General features: G+C 70.4%; 15 protein-coding genes. 4 read left to right on the top strand and 11 right to left on the bottom strand.

All coding sequences use genetic code 11. From position 1 onward, the window contains the following. The first annotated feature begins 86 nt into the window (after positions 1 to 86). Complete coding sequence (locus CG747_RS17825) at positions 87 to 1,133, top strand: GlxA family transcriptional regulator (protein WP_100602741.1); 1,047 nt, start codon at positions 87 to 89, stop codon at positions 1,131 to 1,133. Between the two features lie 63 nt (positions 1,134 to 1,196). On the opposite strand, the gene CG747_RS17820 is transcribed toward CG747_RS17825, so the two are convergent. From CG747_RS17820 to CG747_RS17765, 11 genes are all read right to left on the bottom strand, one after another. Then, on the bottom strand, positions 1,197 to 4,073 hold the full coding sequence (locus CG747_RS17820) for a polynucleotide kinase-phosphatase (RefSeq protein WP_257980499.1): 2,877 nt from the start codon (positions 4,071 to 4,073) through the stop codon (positions 1,197 to 1,199). Continuing rightward, positions 4,070 to 5,812 carry a 3' terminal RNA ribose 2'-O-methyltransferase Hen1 gene (locus CG747_RS17815; protein ID WP_257980498.1) on the bottom strand — a complete coding sequence of 581 codons (1,743 nt, stop codon included), beginning with the start codon at positions 5,810 to 5,812 and terminating at the stop codon, positions 4,070 to 4,072. Before CG747_RS17815 ends, CG747_RS17820 begins: the two co-directional genes overlap by 4 nt. A gap of 132 nt (positions 5,813 to 5,944) precedes the next feature. Then, positions 5,945 to 6,406, bottom strand: a complete 462-nt coding sequence (locus CG747_RS17810; RefSeq protein ID WP_100602740.1) for an SRPBCC family protein — start codon at positions 6,404 to 6,406, stop codon at positions 5,945 to 5,947. 224 nt (positions 6,407 to 6,630) lie between these two features. After that, positions 6,631 to 7,554, bottom strand: coding sequence for an LLM class F420-dependent oxidoreductase (locus tag CG747_RS17805; protein WP_100602739.1), 924 nt, complete (start codon positions 7,552 to 7,554; stop codon positions 6,631 to 6,633). A gap of 665 nt (positions 7,555 to 8,219) precedes the next feature. Then, the gene (locus tag CG747_RS17795) at positions 8,220 to 8,675 is read right to left on the bottom strand and encodes a DUF6099 family protein (RefSeq protein WP_100602737.1); all 456 of its coding nucleotides are present in this window, start codon (positions 8,673 to 8,675) and stop codon (positions 8,220 to 8,222) included. A 517-nt stretch (positions 8,676 to 9,192) separates the two neighbouring features. Then, the gene (locus tag CG747_RS17790) at positions 9,193 to 9,549 is read right to left on the bottom strand and encodes a nucleotide pyrophosphohydrolase (RefSeq protein WP_100602736.1); all 357 of its coding nucleotides are present in this window, start codon (positions 9,547 to 9,549) and stop codon (positions 9,193 to 9,195) included. Then, positions 9,546 to 10,982, bottom strand: a complete 1,437-nt coding sequence (locus CG747_RS17785) for a biotin transporter BioY (protein WP_100602735.1) — start codon at positions 10,980 to 10,982, stop codon at positions 9,546 to 9,548. The genes CG747_RS17790 and CG747_RS17785 overlap by 4 nt, the downstream gene beginning before the upstream one ends. 55 nt (positions 10,983 to 11,037) lie before the next feature. Further along, positions 11,038 to 11,427: a cell division protein SepF gene (locus tag CG747_RS17780; RefSeq protein WP_100602734.1), complete on the bottom strand. Its 390-nt coding sequence runs from the start codon at positions 11,425 to 11,427 to the stop codon at positions 11,038 to 11,040. A 741-nt stretch (positions 11,428 to 12,168) separates the two neighbouring features. Beyond that, the gene (locus CG747_RS17775) at positions 12,169 to 13,032 is read right to left on the bottom strand and encodes an ABC transporter permease (RefSeq protein WP_100602733.1); all 864 of its coding nucleotides are present in this window, start codon (positions 13,030 to 13,032) and stop codon (positions 12,169 to 12,171) included. Then, positions 12,992 to 14,041 carry an ATP-binding cassette domain-containing protein gene (locus tag CG747_RS17770; RefSeq protein ID WP_100602732.1) on the bottom strand — a complete coding sequence of 350 codons (1,050 nt, stop codon included), beginning with the start codon at positions 14,039 to 14,041 and terminating at the stop codon, positions 12,992 to 12,994. Before CG747_RS17770 ends, CG747_RS17775 begins: the two co-directional genes overlap by 41 nt. Further along, positions 14,038 to 14,493 (bottom strand): MarR family winged helix-turn-helix transcriptional regulator, encoded by a 456-nt coding sequence (locus tag CG747_RS17765; RefSeq protein WP_100602731.1) that lies wholly within the window; start codon positions 14,491 to 14,493, stop codon positions 14,038 to 14,040. Before CG747_RS17765 ends, CG747_RS17770 begins: the two co-directional genes overlap by 4 nt. 449 nt (positions 14,494 to 14,942) lie before the next feature. Here CG747_RS17765 and CG747_RS17760 point away from each other — a divergent pair, with 449 nt between their 5' ends. The 3 genes from CG747_RS17760 (at position 14,943) to CG747_RS17750 (ending at position 18,593) form a co-directional block, all read left to right on the top strand. Then, on the top strand, positions 14,943 to 15,476 hold the full coding sequence (locus tag CG747_RS17760; protein WP_100602914.1) for a hypothetical protein: 534 nt from the start codon (positions 14,943 to 14,945) through the stop codon (positions 15,474 to 15,476). 586 nt (positions 15,477 to 16,062) lie between these two features. Beyond that, on the top strand, positions 16,063 to 17,274 hold the full coding sequence (locus CG747_RS17755; protein ID WP_100602730.1) for a cytochrome P450: 1,212 nt from the start codon (positions 16,063 to 16,065) through the stop codon (positions 17,272 to 17,274). 263 nt (positions 17,275 to 17,537) lie between these two features. After that, positions 17,538 to 18,593 carry a type III polyketide synthase gene (locus CG747_RS17750; RefSeq protein WP_100602729.1) on the top strand — a complete coding sequence of 352 codons (1,056 nt, stop codon included), beginning with the start codon at positions 17,538 to 17,540 and terminating at the stop codon, positions 18,591 to 18,593. Positions 18,594 to 18,805 lie beyond the last annotated feature (212 nt).

The following is an 18,805-nucleotide window of genomic DNA, read 5'->3' as shown; positions in this document are numbered from 1 at the left end:
GCATCGGCCGTAGGCACCCCCGTCACGAGTGGCAGCCCTGCCACCACCCGCTACATTCCTGCCACCCGTTCTGCCACACTCGCGCCATGCCCTCGATCGCGATCGCCGTCACCGACGGCATGCCGTTCTTCGAACTCTCCGTCCCCTGCCACATCTTCGGCTTCGACCGGCTCCAGCCGCCTCCGGACTGGTACGACCTCCGGGTGTGCGCGATCGGGGGCACGGAGGGTGAAGCGCCGCTCGCCGGGCCGTGGTTCAGTGCCCGGACCCCGCACGGCATCGAGGACCTGATCTCCGCCGACACGGTCATCGTGCCGGCGTCCGCGGACGTCCACGGCGACCCGCCGGCCGAACTCGTCGCGGCGCTGCGCGAGGCCCATCGGCTCGGCGCACGCCTGGTCTCGTTCTGTTCCGGTGCCTTCACCCTCGCCGCGACCGGACTGCTCGACGGCCGGACCGCGGCCACCCACTGGATGTACGCGGCCCTGCTCGCCGAGCGCTATCCGAAGGTCACCGTGGACCCGTCGGTCCTCTACGTCGACCACGGCGATGTGCTCACCGGCGCGGGCGCCACCGCCTCCATCGACGTCTGCCTGCACCTCATCCGCGAGGACTTCGGCACCGGCGTCGCCAACTCCTACGCCCGGCAGCTGGTCGCGCCCGCGCACCGCCCCGGCGGCCAGGCGCAGTACATCGAGACGCCGCTGCCGGAACGCCGCGACGACTCCCTGGCGCCGGTGCTGCACTGGGCCGCCGAACGGCTCCGCGAACCGCTGACCGTCGCCGACCTCGCGCGGTACGCGCACACCAGCCCGCGCACCCTCGTCCGGCGCTTCCACGCCGCGACCGGGACCACGCCGATGCAGTGGCTCCAGTCCCAACGCATCGCCCGTGCACGCGAGTTGCTGGAGAGCACCGATCTGCCAGTGGACCGGGTGGCGGAGGTCGCCGGCCTGGGAACGGCCGCCAACCTCCGCCGCCACTTCACCCGGGCGATGGGCGTGCCCCCGGTCGACTACCGGCGGACGTACCGGACGGCACGGGTGGCATCAGTCGCACCCGTGGCACCCGTGGCCCCTGTCCCATCGGGAGCCCCTGTCCCATCGGGGGCACCCGTGGCACCGGTGGCGTGAACCGCCGACGCCGAGCCCTGGACGCGGCGGACCCGCGGCCGGTTGCGGACCCGCCGTGGCCGGTTACAGCCGTGGGTCCACCGGCTCCGACTCCAGCGCGAGCACCGCGAAGACCGCTTCGTGCACCCGCCAGAGCGGTTCCCCGTCCGCCAGCCGGTCGAGCGCCTCCAGCCCCAGTGCGTACTCGCGCAGGGCCAGCGAACGCTTGTGGCCGAGGTGGCGGATGCGCAGCCGCCGCAGGTTGTCCGGGCGGGTGTACTCCGGACCGTAGATGATCCGCAGGTACTCCCGGCCACGGCACTTGATGCCCGGCTGGACGAGCCGGCCGTCCGGCTGCCGGACCAGCGCCCGGACCGGCTTGACGACCATGCCCTCACCGCCGCCGGCGGTCAGATCCAGCCACCACGCGACACCCGCCGCGACCGACGCCTCGTCCTCGGTGTCGACGACCAGCCGCCGGGTCGGCGCGAGCAGCCGTATTCGGTCGGCGGCGGGCGCTGCGGCGCCAGGCGCAGCGAGTACGCCGGGCGTCCCGGCGTCGTGGGCCGCCGTGTCTTCCCACGCCCCCGCCGGGAGCGCCTGATCGGCCGCTATCAGCCGGTCGATCAGGGCCAGTTGCTCGGTGTGCGGCACGGCGGCCAGGCTGCGCCCCTCAACGGCGAGTACCTGGAAGGGCGCGAGCCGGATCCCGGCCAGCCCGCCGCGTCCCGCCTGCCCGGTCCGTCCAGTCGGCCCGGTCGGTCCAGCCGGTACGGTCGGCCCCGGCTGCGCGTCGGCCGCAGTCGGTGCCGTTTCCCCGACCCGCCAGCAGTACCGCCGGTACGCGTCGGTGAACGCCGCGGCATCGGCGGCCCGCCCGCGCTGCCGGTCGAGCAGCGCCGCCACCTCGACCCCGCGGGCGGCCGCCGCCTCCAGCGCGCCGAGCGCCCCCGGGAACACCGCCCCGGACGCCGCGCCGACCGCCGCGTACTGCGTCCGCAACAGACCCGTCGCCTTGAGGGACCACGGCATCAACTCGGCGTCCAGCAGCAGCCATTCGGTGTCCAGCTCGGCCCACAACCCGGCCTGGTCCGCACAGTCGCGGACCCGCCGCAGTATCCGCTCCGTCGTCTCCCGGTCGTCGAAGAACGGCCGTCCGGTGCGGGTGTACAGGGCACCCGAGACGTCTTCGCCCGTCACCCCGAAGCGCTCACGGGCCACCGCCTCGTCCCGGCAGACCAGCACCACCGCCCGGGAACCCATGTGCTTCTCCTCGCACACCACTTCGCGGACGCCCGCCGCGCGGTACTCGGCGAACGCCTCCAGCGGGTGCTCCAGGAAGCCTTCGTCGCGTGCGTCCGCCTCCTCGGACGGTCTGGCGGTCGCGCAGGGCGCCATGGTCGGCGGGAGATACGGCAGCAGCCGCGGGTCTATCGCGAAGCGGCTCATCACTTCCAGCGCGGCCGCGGCGTTCTCCTCCTTCACGGCGAGGCGGCCCATGTGGCGGGTCTCCACGATCCGCCGGCCGGCCACGTCGCCGAGATCCAGCGGGCGACCGTCCGCCCCGCCCGGCGCTTCCGTGGCCAGCGGTTTGGTCGGCTCGTACCAGACGCGCTCGGCCGGTACGTCGACCAGTTCACGCTCCGGCCAGCGCAGCGCGGTCAACTTCCCGCCGAAGACGCAGCCGGTGTCCAGGCAGATGGTGTTGTTGAGCCAGCCGGCGCGCGGGGTGGGCGTGTGGCCGTAGACGACGGCGGCGCGGCCGCGGTACTCCTCCGCCCACGGATAGCGCACGGGCAGGCCGAACTCGTCGGTCTCGCCGGTGGTGTCGCCGTACAGCGCGAAGGACCGCACCCGGCCCGACGTACGGCCGTGGTACTTCTCCGGCAGCCCGGCATGGCAGACCACCAATCCACCCCCGTCCAGGACGTAGTGACTGACCAGCCCCCTGATGAACTCCGCGGCCCCGGCGCGGAACGCCTCGTCCTCCTTCTCGAACTGCTCGACGGTTTCAGCGAGGCCGTGCGTGTGCTGCACCGCGCGACCACTGAGATAACGCCCGAGCTTGTTCTCGTGATTCCCGGATACGCACAGTGCGTGACCGGACGCCACCATTCCCGTCACCAGGCGCAGTACGCCCGGACTGTCCGGCCCCCGGTCGACGAGGTCACCGACGAAGACCGCCGTACGGCCCTCGGGGTGCACCGCGTCCACGGCCCGCCCCTGCCCGTCCCGGGCGAGCTCGTAGCCGAGCCGGCCCAGCAGGGTCTCCAGCTCGGAGCGGCAACCGTGGATGTCGCCGACGATGTCGAACGGCCCCGCGAGGTGCCGCAGGTCGTTGAACCGCCGCTCCCTGACGACCTCCGCGGCCTCGATCTCCCGCTCGCCACGCAGGAGGTGCACCTTCCGGAACCCCTCGCGCTCCAACTTCCCCACCGAGCGCCGCAGTTCGCGCTGGTGCCGCTGGATGACACGACGCGGCAGCCCGACCCGGTCGGCGCGCGCCGCGTTCCGCTCGGCGCAGACGTGCTCGGGCACGTCCAGCACGATCGCCACCGGCAGGACATCGTGCTCGCGGGCCAGCCGCACCAGCCGGGCGCGCGATTCGGCCTGCACGTTGGTGGCGTCCACCACCGTCAACCGCCCGGCCGCGAGCCGCTTGCCGACGATGAAGTGCAGGACCTCGAAGGCATCGCCACTGGCGGCCTGGTCGTTCTCGTCGTCGCTGACCAGCCCCCGGCAGAAGTCCGACGAGATCACCTCGGTCGGTTTGAAGTGCCGGGCGGCGAAGGTCGACTTGCCGGAGCCGGTCGCGCCGATCAGCACCACCAGCGACAGATCGGGCACAGCCAGCGAACCCGCCGCCGGGCGCGGCGCACGAACCGACTGCCGCCCGGCCTGCGCCTCCGGCCGCGACTGCGGTCGCGCCTGCGGCTGCGACGCACCGTTCCCGTCACTCATGCCACTGCCCCCTTCCCATCGACCGGCCCGCCACCGACACCACTGACACCCCGGACACCCCGGTCGCCACTGACACCACCGCCACCATGGTCAACACCGCCGCCATGGTCACCAATGACGCCACGGCCACTACGGACACCACCAGCGCCATCCACATTGCTCACGCCTCTACTACCTTCTACGCCTGTTACGCCTTTCTCGCCGCCCCTGCTCCCCCTGCTCCCCTCACTCCCCTTGCTTTCTTTGCTTTCCTTGCCGCCCTTACGGTCCGCGCGGGTGTCACCACCCCCACGGGCACCACCGCCCTCGCAGGTGAAGCACGCAAGCTGAGTGGGCGCCCCGACCTCCGGGTCCTCCGGCCCCACGGGGCCGAACGTCACCGCATAGCCGTGCCGCGCGGCGACCTCCTCCGCCCAGCGCCGGAACTCCTCCCGCGTCCACTCGAACCGGTGGTCCGCGTGCCGCACCTGCCCGGCGGGCAACGATTCCCAGCGCACGTTGTACTCGACGTTGGGCGTGGTCACGACGACCGTCCGGGGCCTGGCCGCCCCGAAGACCGCGTACTCCAGTGCTGGCAGCCGCTCCGGGTCGACATGCTCCACGACCTCGCTGAGCACCGCCGCGTCGTAGCCCTTGAGCCTGCTGTCCGTGTACGCCAACGACCCCTGGACGAGCCTCACGCGCTGGGACTGCCGCTCGGAGATCCGGTCGAGGCGGAGTCTGCGGTGGGCCTCGTGGAGCGCCCGCATCGACACGTCCATCCCGACGATCTCGGTGAACTGCCCTTCCTTGAGCAGCGCACCGATCAACTGCCCCTGCCCGCAGCCAAGATCGAGGACCCGGGCGGCCCCGGCCGAGCGCAGCACGTCGAGAACGGCCTCCCGTCGCCGTACGGCGAGCGGCACCGGCTTCTCCTCGGTGTCGGAATCCTCGTCCACCGCGTTGTCGATCTCCTCGACGGCCGCGTCGTCCGTCTCGGCGAGCCGCTCCAGTTCCAGCCGCGCCATCGCCTCACGGGCCAGCGACCAGCGGCGGGCCAGATAGCGGCCGACGATCAACCGCTGCTCCGGGTGGTGCTCCAGCCAGCCCTCGCCGGCGCGCAGCAGCTTGTCGACCTCGTCGGGCATCACCCAGTAGTGCTTGGCGTCGTCCAGGACCGGCAGCAGCACATACAAATGCCGTAGCGCGGCGGCGAGTTCGTACTCGCCCTCCAGGACCAGCCGTACATAGCGCGAGTCGCCCCACTCGGGGAAGGTCTCGTCCAACGGCAGCGGTTCGGCCAGCACCGACCAGCCGAGCGGCCCGAAGAGCTTCTCCACCAGCTCGGCACCGCCCCGGGCGGGCAGCACCGGCACCTCGATGCGCAGCGGCATGGGCCGCCCGGTCAGCTCCGGCCGGGCCGCGCACTGCCCCTTCATCGCGCTCGCGAAAACGCTCCGCAGCGCCACCGCCAGCAAGGACGACGCCGCGTAGGGCCGGTCGTTCACGTACCGCCCGAGCGCCGAATCCGGAGCCCCGCCGCGCCCCTTCCCCTGCCCGCGACGCACGAGGGCAACGGGATCGACCTCCAACAGCAACGCAGCCGTGCAGCGCTCCGCGTCCGCCTCCGGGTAGAGGACGTGCGCGGTGCCGTGCGAGGTCGAGAACTGCTGCGCCTTGTCGGGATGCTTGTGCAACAGGAACCCGAGGTCCGTCGCGGGGCCGTCGGTCGTACCGGTGGTGGTTATGGTCAGAAACACACGCTGAGTATCGGTGTGTACGGTGCCGCTCCCCCACCGATTTTCCGCGGGCCCCGCACCTGGCGGGGAGCGCGCCGGTTCTCCAGCCCGGCGAAACCGCCCGCGCCGGCGGCCCGTTCCCCGCCAAGGACATCAGCGGCGACTGGTGCGGTTTCCCGTGAGCGCCGCATCGGCAGCAGCGAGGATGTTGCCGAAGACGTGGGTGATGACGGGTTTGGCGAGCACGCGGGTGATGGCGTCCGCGCCGAAGGGGGCGGGGACCTGGCAGACCGTCGTCCAGACGACCAGGGTGCCCTCGGCGACTTCGGTGAAGGTCATGCGGCCGAGCTCGTGCCGGGCCGGCGGAAAGCTGCGGTCGACGACGTAGTCGAAGTCGTACGGCGCGTTGTACGCAGTGATCCGCTCCCGGAACCAGCCGATGAGCCAGGTGTGCAACCGGACGGCACCCACCCCGTAGGGCGCGCCCGCTCCCGGCCGAGCCAATCGCGCCCTGAGGACGAACGGGGAACGGGTGTAGTGGGTGCTCGTCGCGCACCACTCGAATACGTCGGCGATCGGCGCCGCAATGACACGTCGTATCGTCACGGTTTCCATGCCGTGTCCCTTCTCCTGGCCGGCAGGCACGGCACGACGGCCGCGCCTGGCTCACCGGGTAGACACCGCAGCACCCGAGATCGTGACGCCCCCGCTCATGACGCACATCACCTCACGAGCGAGGGCAGACAGGCAGGCAGGTCTACGCCGCGGTACGGGCTCGCCGCCTCAACCGAACGCGAGGCACGAGGCGTCCGCCCCGGCTACCGAAGGACCTGGCGACGTCAGCCCAGCTGCGACTGGACCTCCGCGGAGATCAGCTCCAGGTGGTCCAGATCATCCAGATCCAGCATCTGGAGATAGGCCCGGGACGAGCCGATGGCGGCGTACCGGCCGAGCTTGTCCACGACCTCCGCGGGCGAGCCCGCCAGACCGTTGGCCTTGAGCTCGTGCACCTCGCGGCCGATGGCCGCGGCCCGTCGCGCCACCTCGGCGTCGTTCTTGCCGACGCAGACGACCAGGGCGTTGGAGTACACCAGGTCGTCGCCCTTGCGCCCGACGGCTTCGGCGGCCGCCCGCACCCGACCGAACTGACGCTCACTGTCTTCGAGCGAGGCGAAGGGCATGTTGAACTCGTCGGCGTACTGCGCGGCCAGTCGCGGGGTGCGCGTCGCGCCGTGTCCCCCGATCAGCACCGGCACCTTGCGCTGAGCGGGCTTGGGCAGCGCGGGCGACTTCTCCAGCTGGTAGTAGCTCCCCTCGTAAGTGAACTCCTTTCCTACTTCGGTGCCCCACAGGCCGGTGATGATCGCCAGCTGTTCCTCCAACCGCGCGAGCTTCTCCTTGGGGAACGGGATGCCGTACGCCTTGTGCTCCTCCTCGAACCACCCGGCACCCAGGCCGAGTTCGATCCGGCCACCGGACATCTGGTCCACCTGGGCGACCTGGATGGCCAGCACGCCCGGCAGCCGGAAGGTGCCTGCCGTCATGAGGGTGCCGAGCCGGATCCGCTTGGTCTCGCGGGCCAGACCGGCCAGCGTGATCCAGGCGTCCGTCGGGCCGGGCAGACCGTCGGCGTCCCCCATCCGCAGGTAGTGGTCGGAACGGAAGAAGGCGTCGAACCCGAGGTCCTCGGTGGCCTTGGCGACCGTCAGAAGGGTGTCGTAGGAAGCCCCCTGCTGGGGCTCGGTGAAGATGCGTAGGTCCATACCTCCATCCTGCACGGTGTCCAGCGGAACACTCGTCAGCGCCTACCGTCGCGCCAGACGAGTCCGCTTCCCGCGCGTGCCGTGTGCGTGGTGGGTGCGATGAGCGACGCCCTCGGTCCCGAACCGGCCCCGACCGATTCCCCGACGCCCGCCCCGGGCCTCGAACTCCCGGCTCTCCGCTCTCCGCTCCCGGCTCCCGGCTCCCGGCTCCCGGCAGGCTGCAAGACCTGAGCCGCCAAGGATCCGCAACAAGGGCAACGGATCTGACGGTGGCGATGACGGCAACGGAAGGTGTCGGCGAGGTCCGTGCCGGTTACCGCTGGACGCAGGGAGAAACAGAGAGAAGCAGGGAGCAGCAGGAAGCAACGAGGAGGGGCGAAGAGGAGCGGCGGAGAACAGCGGAGAGGAATCGACTGGCGGGATCGACAAAAGGAAGGGGCGAAGGGAGGGAAGGAATGCCGCTGGCAGTAAGGAAGGGATGGAGGAAAGCCAAAGGGACATGGGCGGTCGCGCTGTCTGCGGTCGCGCTTCCGGTCATGGCCGGCCAGGGGCGCGGGTTGCGTGCCTCTGCCCAGACATGCCGGTTCAAGCGGTCAGCCGGCATAGGGTGCCAGCCGGGCCGACCGTGGTCGCAGGGGGCAGGTCGGGAGGCGGCCCGCCCGCTGCTAGGCAAGGTGCCGGTCGCGCACCTCCAGCTTCTCCAGTATCCCGGCGACGTGGTCCCGCGACTCGTCTGCGGTGTCCATGGCTTCCACACAGGTCCAGTACATCCCCTCCTCCTCGGCCGAGATCACCACTCCCACCAGCGCCTCGCACACCTCTCGGAGCAGTTGAGACAGGCCGATTAAGGCCGACTTGACGTCGCGTATCTCGGTCAGCTGGACTGCCCGCAGCCCGCCGGTGGTCGCTGTCGAGCACAGCAGTCCCCCGCTGAACCGCCCGCCCGCGTCGCCCAACCCTCGGGCTCTGGACCGCACTTCGTACGGACCGAATATCGCGAGATGGCTGCCTATCGCCTCCGCCAAGGCTTGCGCCTGCCACGCCTCGACGACCACGTCATGCACCGTGTTCGCCTGCGCCAGACCGCGCCGACTGGCCGCGATGATCCGCACCGCGTCCATCTGTGTCCCTCCTTCCTTCGTCATGCGCATTCACCCCGCCCTCCTTCCACTACCCAGAGTGAGGCCCAACAGCCAAAAACGCCAGAGGAATTCGCAAATCTGTGGACAACCAAGGCGCTGTGGAAAGATCCATGACTCCATAGAGTGACGAGAGGCGGATTCGGGGCGGTCGCGGCAGCACTTCCGGCCCTCGGGGTTCCCTCGTGCGCCTCTCTGTTCCCGTCCATCACCCAGCATGAATTGGGTCACGTACGACTCTCAACGTTCTTTTGGCGCACCAGCCACTGCGATCCCTGCCTTTCGGCTCGGCACGCAGGTCTCACAGCGCACACCACGTGTCGGCAGTGACGATGGCGGCCACGGCGGTGGCGCATGAACCGGCGCGCGGTCCACAGCGCGGTCCACAGCGCGAGCCGGCCCGCAACCCGGCAAGGAAAAGCCGACGGGGCGGAGGCTCTCGCCCCGCCCCGCCGGCCTCAACCTGTCGCGCGATGCCCGCTCCCCGCTCGACCGGGGCTCACTTGCCGTCCCGCGGCCGGTCCGGGGGCGCCTGCCGGACCGCCGGGAACCGCGTCTCGTTGCGTTCGATCTTCGCGGCGAGCGCGGTCAACGGGTCGATCCCCAGCGCCTGACAGAACTGGAGGAGATACGCCAGGACATCAGCGACCTCGTCCTCCACCCGGCCGGCCGCCTTCGGGTCGGCCATCACGCTCGCCGACTCCTCCGGCGTCAACCACTGGAAGATCTCAACCAGTTCCGCGGTCTCGACACTGAGCGCCGCGGCCAGGTTCTTGGGGGTGTGGTACTGCTGCCAGTCCCGGGCGGCCGCGAAGTCGGCCAGGCGTCGCTGCAGGGCATGAAGATCCTCACTCATACCCCTAGGTGTAGCACCTGCACCCCGGGCAGCCCCTCCGCGACCGAGGGGTCCCGCACCGTGCCCAGCAGCCGGACGTGCCCGCGTTCGGCCATCCGCACGGCCAGTGACACCAGTTCCCTGGCCTGCTGGCGGTCCATACAGCGGTCCATGCCGTCGGCCATCACCGTCATCTGCTGCAGCGCCGACGGGATCTCCCCGACCGGATCCATGGCCAACACTCCGGGGCCGGTGAGGAGCACCAGCGCCAGCGCGAGGAACCGCAGCTCACCGTCGCCGAGCTGCTCGACGGGCATCTCCCCCAGGGCGCCGCGGTCGAGGACCGTCCTCACGGCCTGCGGATCCGGCACCGCCTGCCCACCCGCCACCGCACCGTCGCCGGCTCCCCCGACGGCCACGGCGTCCCCTGCCGTCGTGGCATCCGGCTGCCAGGGCACCGCCCGCAGCCCGTCGACCGGCCCGTTGCAGGCATCCCGTACGGCTGCGACCAAGATGGCGTGCCGCCGGGCGCATTCGCGGCTGGTGCGCTCCAGTACAGCGGCGAGGTTTTCGCAGGACGACCGCAGCCGCCCCTCATCGCGCTCGTCGTGGCCCCAACCACTGGCCTCACCGCCGTTCCGGATCCCCTTGCGGCCGAGCGGACCCGCCGTCGGCCCTCCGGGACCGCCGGTTCCTCCGCCCTTCCCGGAACGGCCCGGTCCGCCGCCCCGGCCGCCGCCGCGCGCCCCGGTGCCGCGCCCCGCGCCTCCCCCGCCGGACGCGCCGCCCGCCGTACGACCGTCGGGCGCGACGCCGCCCGCCGCCTGACCCCGCATGGCCTCCGGCCGCGGATCGCACACGAAGGCCGAACGCAGGGCGACCACGACTTGTTCCGCGGCGGCCAGGACGAGGCGCTGCCCCTCCGTCTTGCCCGCCACTCGCAGCGGGAGGAGGGAGGTGGCCAACCGGTCGTCGGGCAGTGGAGCACGCGTCACGGGGGTCGCGCCGGCGGTGTGCCAGGCCGCCTGGACGGCGGAACGGGTGGGGTCGGTGAGGGCGGTGGTGAGCAGCGTCTCTCCACAGCCCGTCAACCGCTCGCCGACGATGCGGAGTTCGGGTTCGGCCTGTACGGCGAGATCGAGGTGGATGGGGCCCATCGAGCCGTCGACCGTACAGCCGAGGCGGAATCCGCGCCGTCCTTGGTCATCGGGGCGCGCGCTCGCCGGCACACAGGCGGAGGCCCCGCCCGCCACCACCCCCACGGCCCGTTCCAACGGGTCGCCGCTGCCGAGCCGGGCGAGGATCTCGTAGGCCTGGAGCACGCTGGACTTGCCGCTTCCGCTGTCTCCACTGAGCAGCGTCAACGGGCCGAGCGGCAGGGTGACGCCACGATGGGACTTGAAGGCGGACAGTCGTAATTCGGTGACCGCCGGACGTGCGCTGTCGGTATCCATGCGGGGACGCTATGCAGTCGCCCGCGCGGAGAACCGTTACGCCCAACTGCTCTTCCTACGAATGGGGGACGGTACCCGCCGCCGGCTCCGCGACTTCGGTTCCGGCCGGCGCCAGCAGGAACACATTGGTGTCCACGCGGTGCATGCCGCTGCCGAGGCCGAAGACGACCCCGCTGGCGAAGTCGAGGATGCGCTTGGCGACATCGGTGTCCGCACTGCTGAGGTCCAAGAGGACCGGCAGCTGTGCCATGAGGTACTCGGCCACTTCCCGGGCATCCGCGAAGGTCTGGACGCGGATGACGATGAACCGCCGGGTCTCCTCGGTCGGTTCGTCGTCCGGGAGAGCGCGGTGGTCGGGCCAGGAGGGCCATTCGCGGCCGCCACGTAGCGGTACGACTTCAGCGAGCCCTTCCCACTGCTCGTCGGTGGCATCGGGGCCGTTCACCGAATCACCTCACCCAGAGGAGCGCTGGCTTTCTGCGGTATGTGCATCGCACGATTCTAGAGATAAACCTACAAACGTCGCCGACTGCGACACACGTGGCGGCGCAGCTCTCTCATCCTGCCTCATCGCCCTGACCAGTGCGGACACCTCGGCAGATCTGCCGGGTCGAGTTTCTGTATGCCTGTTCATCCTCTCTTGTGACGGCGGCCGGCCGTGCCACCCCGGCAGGTCATGCACAAGTACCTGACAGGGACTCAGCATTGGGCGGTGCAGACGTCCCTGAGTGCGCATTAGCGCACGAGGGCTGGGCACCCGCGAGCGTGCGGCACCACCGTCTCAGGCGTGGGCTTCGTCACGGCAACGGCCCCGTAAGGGGCGGCGGGGCCGAGGCGCTGCGTAGGCGGGATCAAGTGCGGTGCGGCGATGCGACAGGAGGCAAGGGAGCGGGGGCGGGAGGCGGCGCTCTCCGCCCGGCTTCATCCAGGCCGATGTGCGGGCCAGGGGGCGCGCTTCACATCGTCTGCGCGTAACGGCGTCCCGCCCGGTCGCCCGGTCGGCGCGAGGGTCGGGCGCGGTGGCGGCGGTTCGGGTGTTTGCGCTGGCCGAGGGCGTTGTCAGTGGCATCTCGTACGGTGGGTGCATGAGTACGGAGAGTGACTGCCGGGAGTGGGTGCGGGCGAGGTCCGGGCCGTCGGGAGGGAGGCGGCACGGATCGTTCCCCGGGGCGTGGTGGGCGAGGGGTCAGCGGGCCAGACGGCCGAGGAGCGAGGAGGCCGTGGCGATACCGGCGACCGCCGCGGCGGCGAGCACGACGAAGTCGAGGGCCAGATGGGAGGTGGTGCCCAGGAGCAGTCCGCGGAGGGCGTCGACCTGATAGCTGAGGGGGTTGATCTTGCTGACGGTCTGCAGCCAACCAGGCATGACGGCAACGGGATAGAGGGCGTTGGAGGCGAAGAAGAGCGGCATGGTGATGGCCTGGCCGATGCCCATCAGGCGGTCGCGGGTCAGCACGATGCCGGCGATCGAAATCGACAGACAGGAGAAGAAGGCGGAGCCGAGGACCACGGCGACGGCCACACCCAGGAGGCGCAGTGGGTTCCACGTCATGGCCACCCCCAGCAGGGCGGCGATGACGATCACCACCACGGCCTGGAGCAGTGCCTTCACCCCGGCGGCGAACGCCTTGCCGGCGATCAGGGCGGAGCGCGGCGTGGGGGTGACCAGCAGCTTGGTGAGAATGCCGGCGTCCCGCTCCCAAATGATCATGATGCCGTAGAAGATCGCGATGAACATGGCGGACTGGGCGATGATCCCGGGCGCCAGATAGTCGATATAGGGGGTGCCACCGGTGGGGATGGCCTTGATACGGGTGAAGGTCTCGCCGAAGACCACGAGCCACAGGGCGGGTTGGACGGCGCGCGTGTAGAGCTCCGTGCGGTCATGACGGAGTTTCTGCAACTCGACCACGCACATCGCGGCGACTCTGGCGGGCAGCACCCGCCAGCCCGCGCGGGCGCGCGGTGGGACCAGCAGGAGGTCCAAGTGGCGGGTGGCGGCTTCGGTCTCAACCGACTCGGGCTGCGGTACGACGGGTGCTCCGGACATCGCGGAAGTCTCCTGACTGCTCGTCGAGGCCGGTGCCGGCGACGTCCCGGAAGACGTCCTCCAGCGTCGGCTCCGCGTCGTACGAGGGCGAGGACGCGGGCGTGGGCGAGGTTGCGGGCGAGGGCGAGGGAGAAGTGTGGGGCGTGGACGATGCGGTCGCGGTGCGTGCGGCGCGGGCGCGGCGCACGCGCAGGGCCTCGCGGAGTTCCCCGGGCGTGCCCAGGGCACGGATCCGGCCGCGGTGCATCAGGGCGACGCGGTCGCAGTACTGCTCGGCCTCGTCCATGTAGTGGGTGGTGACCAGGACGGTCATTCCGGTGGCGGCGCGGACCGCGTTGATGTGCTCCCAGACGCTGGTGCGGGCGATCGGGTCGAGGCCGATCGTCGGTTCGTCGAGCATCAGCAGGCGGGGCGCGCTGACCAGTGCCTGGGCGAGTTCCAGGCGGCGGATCATGCCGCCGGAGTACGTCTTGGCGAGTCGGTCGGCAGCGTCGGTGAGGTGGACGGCGGCCAGTGCCTGGGTGACGCGGGCGGCGCGCTCGCGTCGGGGGACGTCGAAGACCCGGGCGAAGAGTGCGACGTTCTCCCGGCCGGTCAGTCCGGCGTCGGCGGACAGTTGCTGCGGCACATAGCCAAGGAGGCGCCGGACGGCCATCCGCTCCCGCGCCGCGTCGTGCCCGAAGACCCGGACCATCCCCACGGGGACCGGCAGGAGGGTGGTGATGCAGCGGATGGCGGTGGTCTTGCCCGCGCCGTTCGGGCCGAGCAGGCCGAAGACCTCGCCGGGGCGGACGGCCAGGTCCACGCCGTCCACGGCACGGGTCTCACCGAAGGCGTAGCGGAGGGCGCGGCAGGTGAGGGCGTCACTGCCCAGAGCCTCGTCCGGGGCAGGGGCAGGGGACCGGTCCAGGGCGGGAGCCGCCGGGCGTCCGGGCTGCGTGCCTGCGGTGTCCGGGGCTTCTCCGGGGGCGGTCCACGGCGCGGTACGGCCCGGGTCGTCGCTGGTCATGGTCCCTCCGTCTGCTGGTGCAGGTTGTGGGCGAGCCGGCGCAGCGCCGGAAGGGCGGCCTCCAGTGCCGTCCGGTCGGCCTCGGTGAGGCGCGTGACCTGTTCGCGGACCAGCGCGCTGCGGCGGGTCTCCCAGTCGTGCAGCCGCGACCGGGCCACCGGGGTGGGGAAGAGCTGGGCCGAGCGCCGGTCGGTGGGGTCGGTCTGGCGGCGTAGGTAACCGGCCCGGCTGAGCTGGTTGACCAGGGTGGATACCGAGTTGCCCGCGAGGTAGAGCTCTTTCGCGGCGGCGGAGACGCGGATGCCGGGCCGGGTGGCGACCAGCCGCAGGAGTTCGACCTGTGCACCGCGCAGCCGGGGGGCGGGCAGGCCGCGGCGGAGCCGCCGCCGGATCAGCCGTTGAATTCCGGCCAGTACGTCGGCCAGCTCGTCAGGGAGGTCCCCTGTAGCCATATATCGACTTTAGCTCTGAGTGAGAGGCACGTCAGGTGATGCGGAGCGAGGCGGGGCGGCGACGGAGTGTGCGCCCCGGCCGGGTGCGGGACGGCGGGGCCCTGCGCCGGGCAGGTGCACGAAGGAGCCGACGCGGCGATGGCCAACGGCGAGGCGGCCTCCGCCGCCGGAAGACCCGGCAGCCGACGGTCGTAGGGAGGGGCGGCCACCGGCCGCATTCCCATGGCGGGACGCGACGGGCACGGGAGCGGCCGTGCACCGGTCCGTGAAGCTGGAGTTGGGGTTCGGGATGCGGAGCGATGGAGGGCGGGAGTGAGGCAGGAGTGGGAGAGCAAGGCACTGCGAAAGCGGGGAGGAAAAAGCGGGCGACGACATGTCTCGGCGCGGGGTGGTGCTGGGCCCGGTGGAACGGCGAACCGTACGACACGTGATGGGTATTGTGGCGCCGCGTGGGCGACAGCACGGTGTGGACTCTGGCAATCGCGGCGCTAACGGGTGGGACGGCGGTACTGGCCAGCTGGGTGACCAGTCGCGGCAGTACGCAGGCGGCCAAAATCCAGGCGGAGACCGCGGCGCGCTCGCAGCGCGCGGAGAAGCTGCGGGAGAGCCGGCGCACCGCATACCTGGATCTGATCGAGCAGACCCATCGGATCGGCGAGTTGTACTGGGAGATTTCCGCGGAACTGCGGGAGTCCGCCTCGGACACGCGGACCTCCAGGCTCGACGCGCTGCTCGACCGCGAGACCGCGGAGTACGCGAAGATCCGCCGCTGCGCGCGAATCGTGGAGCTGGAGGGCCCGCCCTCCGCCGCAGCCGCGGCACTCGCCCTGCAGAAGGCGACCGGGCCCTTCTACGAAACGCTACGGGCAGGGATGGCCGAGGACACGAACTGCCGCGAGGAGTTCAACGCCGCATACTCCCCCTTCTGGAAGGCGCTGGAGAACTTCGTGGACGTGGCCCGGGCGGCACACCAGACGGACTGAGCGCCTCGGCCGAAAGGACAGGGGGCGGATACCGGTGCCGGTACCGGATGCCGGTGCCGGACCTGCAGTCAGTCACACCGCCGGTCACCACACCGCCGGACCCCCGCACCGGCAAGCCACCGAACCGCCACACCTTCACACCTCCAGAATGGCAAATCGCCGGAATACCAAAGCACCCGCCCTATCCGTGTTCACCAGGGCGCGCCCGTCGCCGTACCGGATGCGATGCGACCGGCAGAGTGAGCATTCAGCCCCCGGCCACCCATTCGGCGTAATGGGGCGCAAGGGAATGGTGGGCGGCCACCGAGTGTGTTCCGCCCCGGAAGTGACGGGTGATGGCGGGTAACGGCGCGTAAGGCGGGGGCGTGGTGCGTCGCGGACTCCGGCTACCGGACGGAGACAGCCGAGGCAGGGCCGCAAGCCGCTTCGTACGATATCCAGGATGAAATGGCACCTTTGCGGCCGATGAGCGAAGGAAGGTGTGCCTTCCCACCGCCCCCGATACGGGGACGGTAATTCGCCCAGCCCTCTCGGGAATTCATCCAACTGACGAAAACACCTGTCCTTCTCACTCCAGGAGTTCCGAATGGCCCAGGAAGCCGACAGCACCGTCTGGAACTGCCCATTCGATTATGCCGAGGCGCTGGAGTTCGATCCGACGCTCCGGCGGATCATGACCGAAGAGCCGGTCGCGCGTATTCGGCTGCCCTATGGCGAGGGCGAGGCGTGGCTGGTCACGAAGTACGACGACGTGCGGACCGTGACGACGGACCGGCGGTTCAGCCGCCATGCGGTCGTCGGGCGGGACTTTCCGCGCATGACGCCGGAGCCGATCGTGCAGGCCGAGGCGATCAACGTGATGGACCCGCCCGCGAGCAGCCGGCTGCGGAGCCTGGTCGCCAAGGCGTTCGCGCCGAAGCAGGTGGAGCGCATGCGGGCGCGCACGCAGCACGTCGTCGACGAGCTGCTGGACCGGATGGTCGAGAACGGGGCGCCGGGCGACCTCATGGAGAACCTCGCGTCGCCGCTGCCGCTGACGACGATCTGCGAGGTGCTCGACATCCCCGACGGCGAGCGCGCACAGCTGCGCGGGTACGCCCGGACGATGATGAACGTCAGCCTCGACAACAAGGACAACGCCGTCCGAGCCAAGGCCGACATGCGGGAGTACTTCACGGAGCTGACCGCACGGCGCCGCCGGGACCCCGGGGACGACCTGATCAGCGCGCTGGCGACCGCCCGCGTCGGGGACGAGGTCCTGGACGCGAAGGAACTCACGGTCATGGCCATGGTGCTCCTCATCACCGGTCAGGACACCACGACCTACGAGATCGGCAACCTCTCCTACACGCTGCTGACCCGGCCCAAGGACCTGGCGATGCTGCGGGAGCGGCCCGAGGCGCTGCCGCAGGCGATGGAGGAGATGCTGCGGTTCATCCCGTTCCGCAAGGGAGTCGGCATCCCGCGGGTCGCGCTGGAGGACGTGGAGCTCAGCGGGGTCACGATCCGCGCCGGGGACGTCGTGCACGTCTCGTACCTGACGGCAAACCGGGACAGCACGAAGTTCGAGCGCCCCGACGAGTTGGACCTGACGCGGGAGGCGACCGGTCACATGACGTTCGGCTGGGGTGCGCACCACTGCCTGGGCGCCCCGCTGGCCCTCACGGAACTCCAGGTCGCGCTCAGCACCCTGCTGAAGCGGTTCCCCGAGCTGAAGCTGGCGAAGCCGGCCGAGGAACTGCGCTGGAACACGACGGCGATCTGGCGTTACCCACTGGCTCTGCCGGTGGTGTGGTGAGGCGCCGGGGCCGCGGTAAATCCGCGGTCCCGGCCGCGGAATGCGGAACTCACCCCGCTGGCGTACGGTCTTAGGAATGACCCATCTGCACCGGGAGAGTTCAGTCTTCGACAGATGGCCCGCTCGCGTCCTTCCAGGGGTCTGTGTCATACAGGCCGGCGGAATCGCCGAAGATTCCGCCGGCCGACAACGGAAGTGACAACTACGCGAAATGCAGAGCGAGAACAGCACTGGGCGGACCACAGTCTGCAAGGAGTGCATCGATGGCCGTTTTGTGCAAACCGGCAATCGCGGTCCCTGAATACATCATCACCAGGGACGACACCCTCGAACTGGCACGAGAGCTGCATGCGAACCATGCACAGCTGAATCTCGTGCTGAGGCTGATCGAGCATACGGGCGTGGTACGGCGGCATCTGATCCAGCCGATCGACAAGGTGCTGGAGCATCCGGGGTTCGACGCCCGCAGTGCCATCTACGAAGAGGAGTCCAAGGCTCGCGTCCCCGCCGTGGTACGCAAAGCACTGGACCAAGCCGAGCTGGAACCACGGGACATCGACCTCATCATCTACGTCTCGTGCACGGGCTTCATGATGCCGGCACTGACGGCGTGGCTCATCAACCACATGGGGTTCCGGTCGGACACCCGGCAGATCCCGATCGCCCAACTCGGCTGCGCCGCGGGAGGTGCCGCGATCAATCGCGCGCACGACTTCTGCCGGGCGTATCCAGACGCCAACGTGCTGCTGGTCGCCTGCGAGTTCTGCTCGCTGTGCTACCAGCCCGAGGACGTCGGAGTCGGATCGCTGCTGTCCAACGGCCTGTTCGGGGACGCGGTCGCGGCAGCCGTGATGCGCGGCAAGGGCGGTACGGGCGTCCATCTGGAGCGGAACGCCTCGTACCTGATCCCGCACACCGAGGACTGGATCTCGTACGCGGTGCGCTCCACGGGATTCCACTTCCAGCTGGACAAGCGGGTCCCGGGCACGATGGAGCCGCTCGCACCGGCGCTCCGCGGCCTCGCTGAGCAGCACCAGTGGGACGCGGGCAACCTGGACTTCTACATCGTCCACGCGGGCGGTCCGCGCATCCTCGACGACCTGAGCCGGTTCCTCGAAGTGCCGCAGGAGGCATTCCGGTTCAGCCGGGCGACACTGACCGAGTACGGCAACATCGCCAGCGCGGTGGTGCTGGACGCCCTGGCCCGGATGTTCGACGAAGGGTCGGCGCAGGACGGACAGCACGGCCTGCTGGCCGGCTTCGGCCCCGGCATCACCGCCGAGATGTCGCTGGGGACGTGGACGTCGACAACAACCTGAGCCACAGAGAGGGATTCTGACGAGCCGTCATTCGTGGCGGCTCGTCAGGCGTATGTGCCACACCCCGCCCACCCGCATCGAAAGATCCTGGAACGCAGAAAAGCCTCGTTCCCCGAGTCGAAACTCGGGGAACGAGGCTTCATCAAAAACAGACAGGCCCCGCACCATCACGGTACGGGGCCCATCCCACAATTAGTTCGGCGGCGTCCTAC

Source organism: Streptomyces sp. CB02959 (assembly GCF_002803155.1).
Taxonomy (GTDB): domain Bacteria; phylum Actinomycetota; class Actinomycetes; order Streptomycetales; family Streptomycetaceae; genus Streptomyces.
This window is presented reverse-complemented; position numbering and strand designations above follow the sequence as displayed.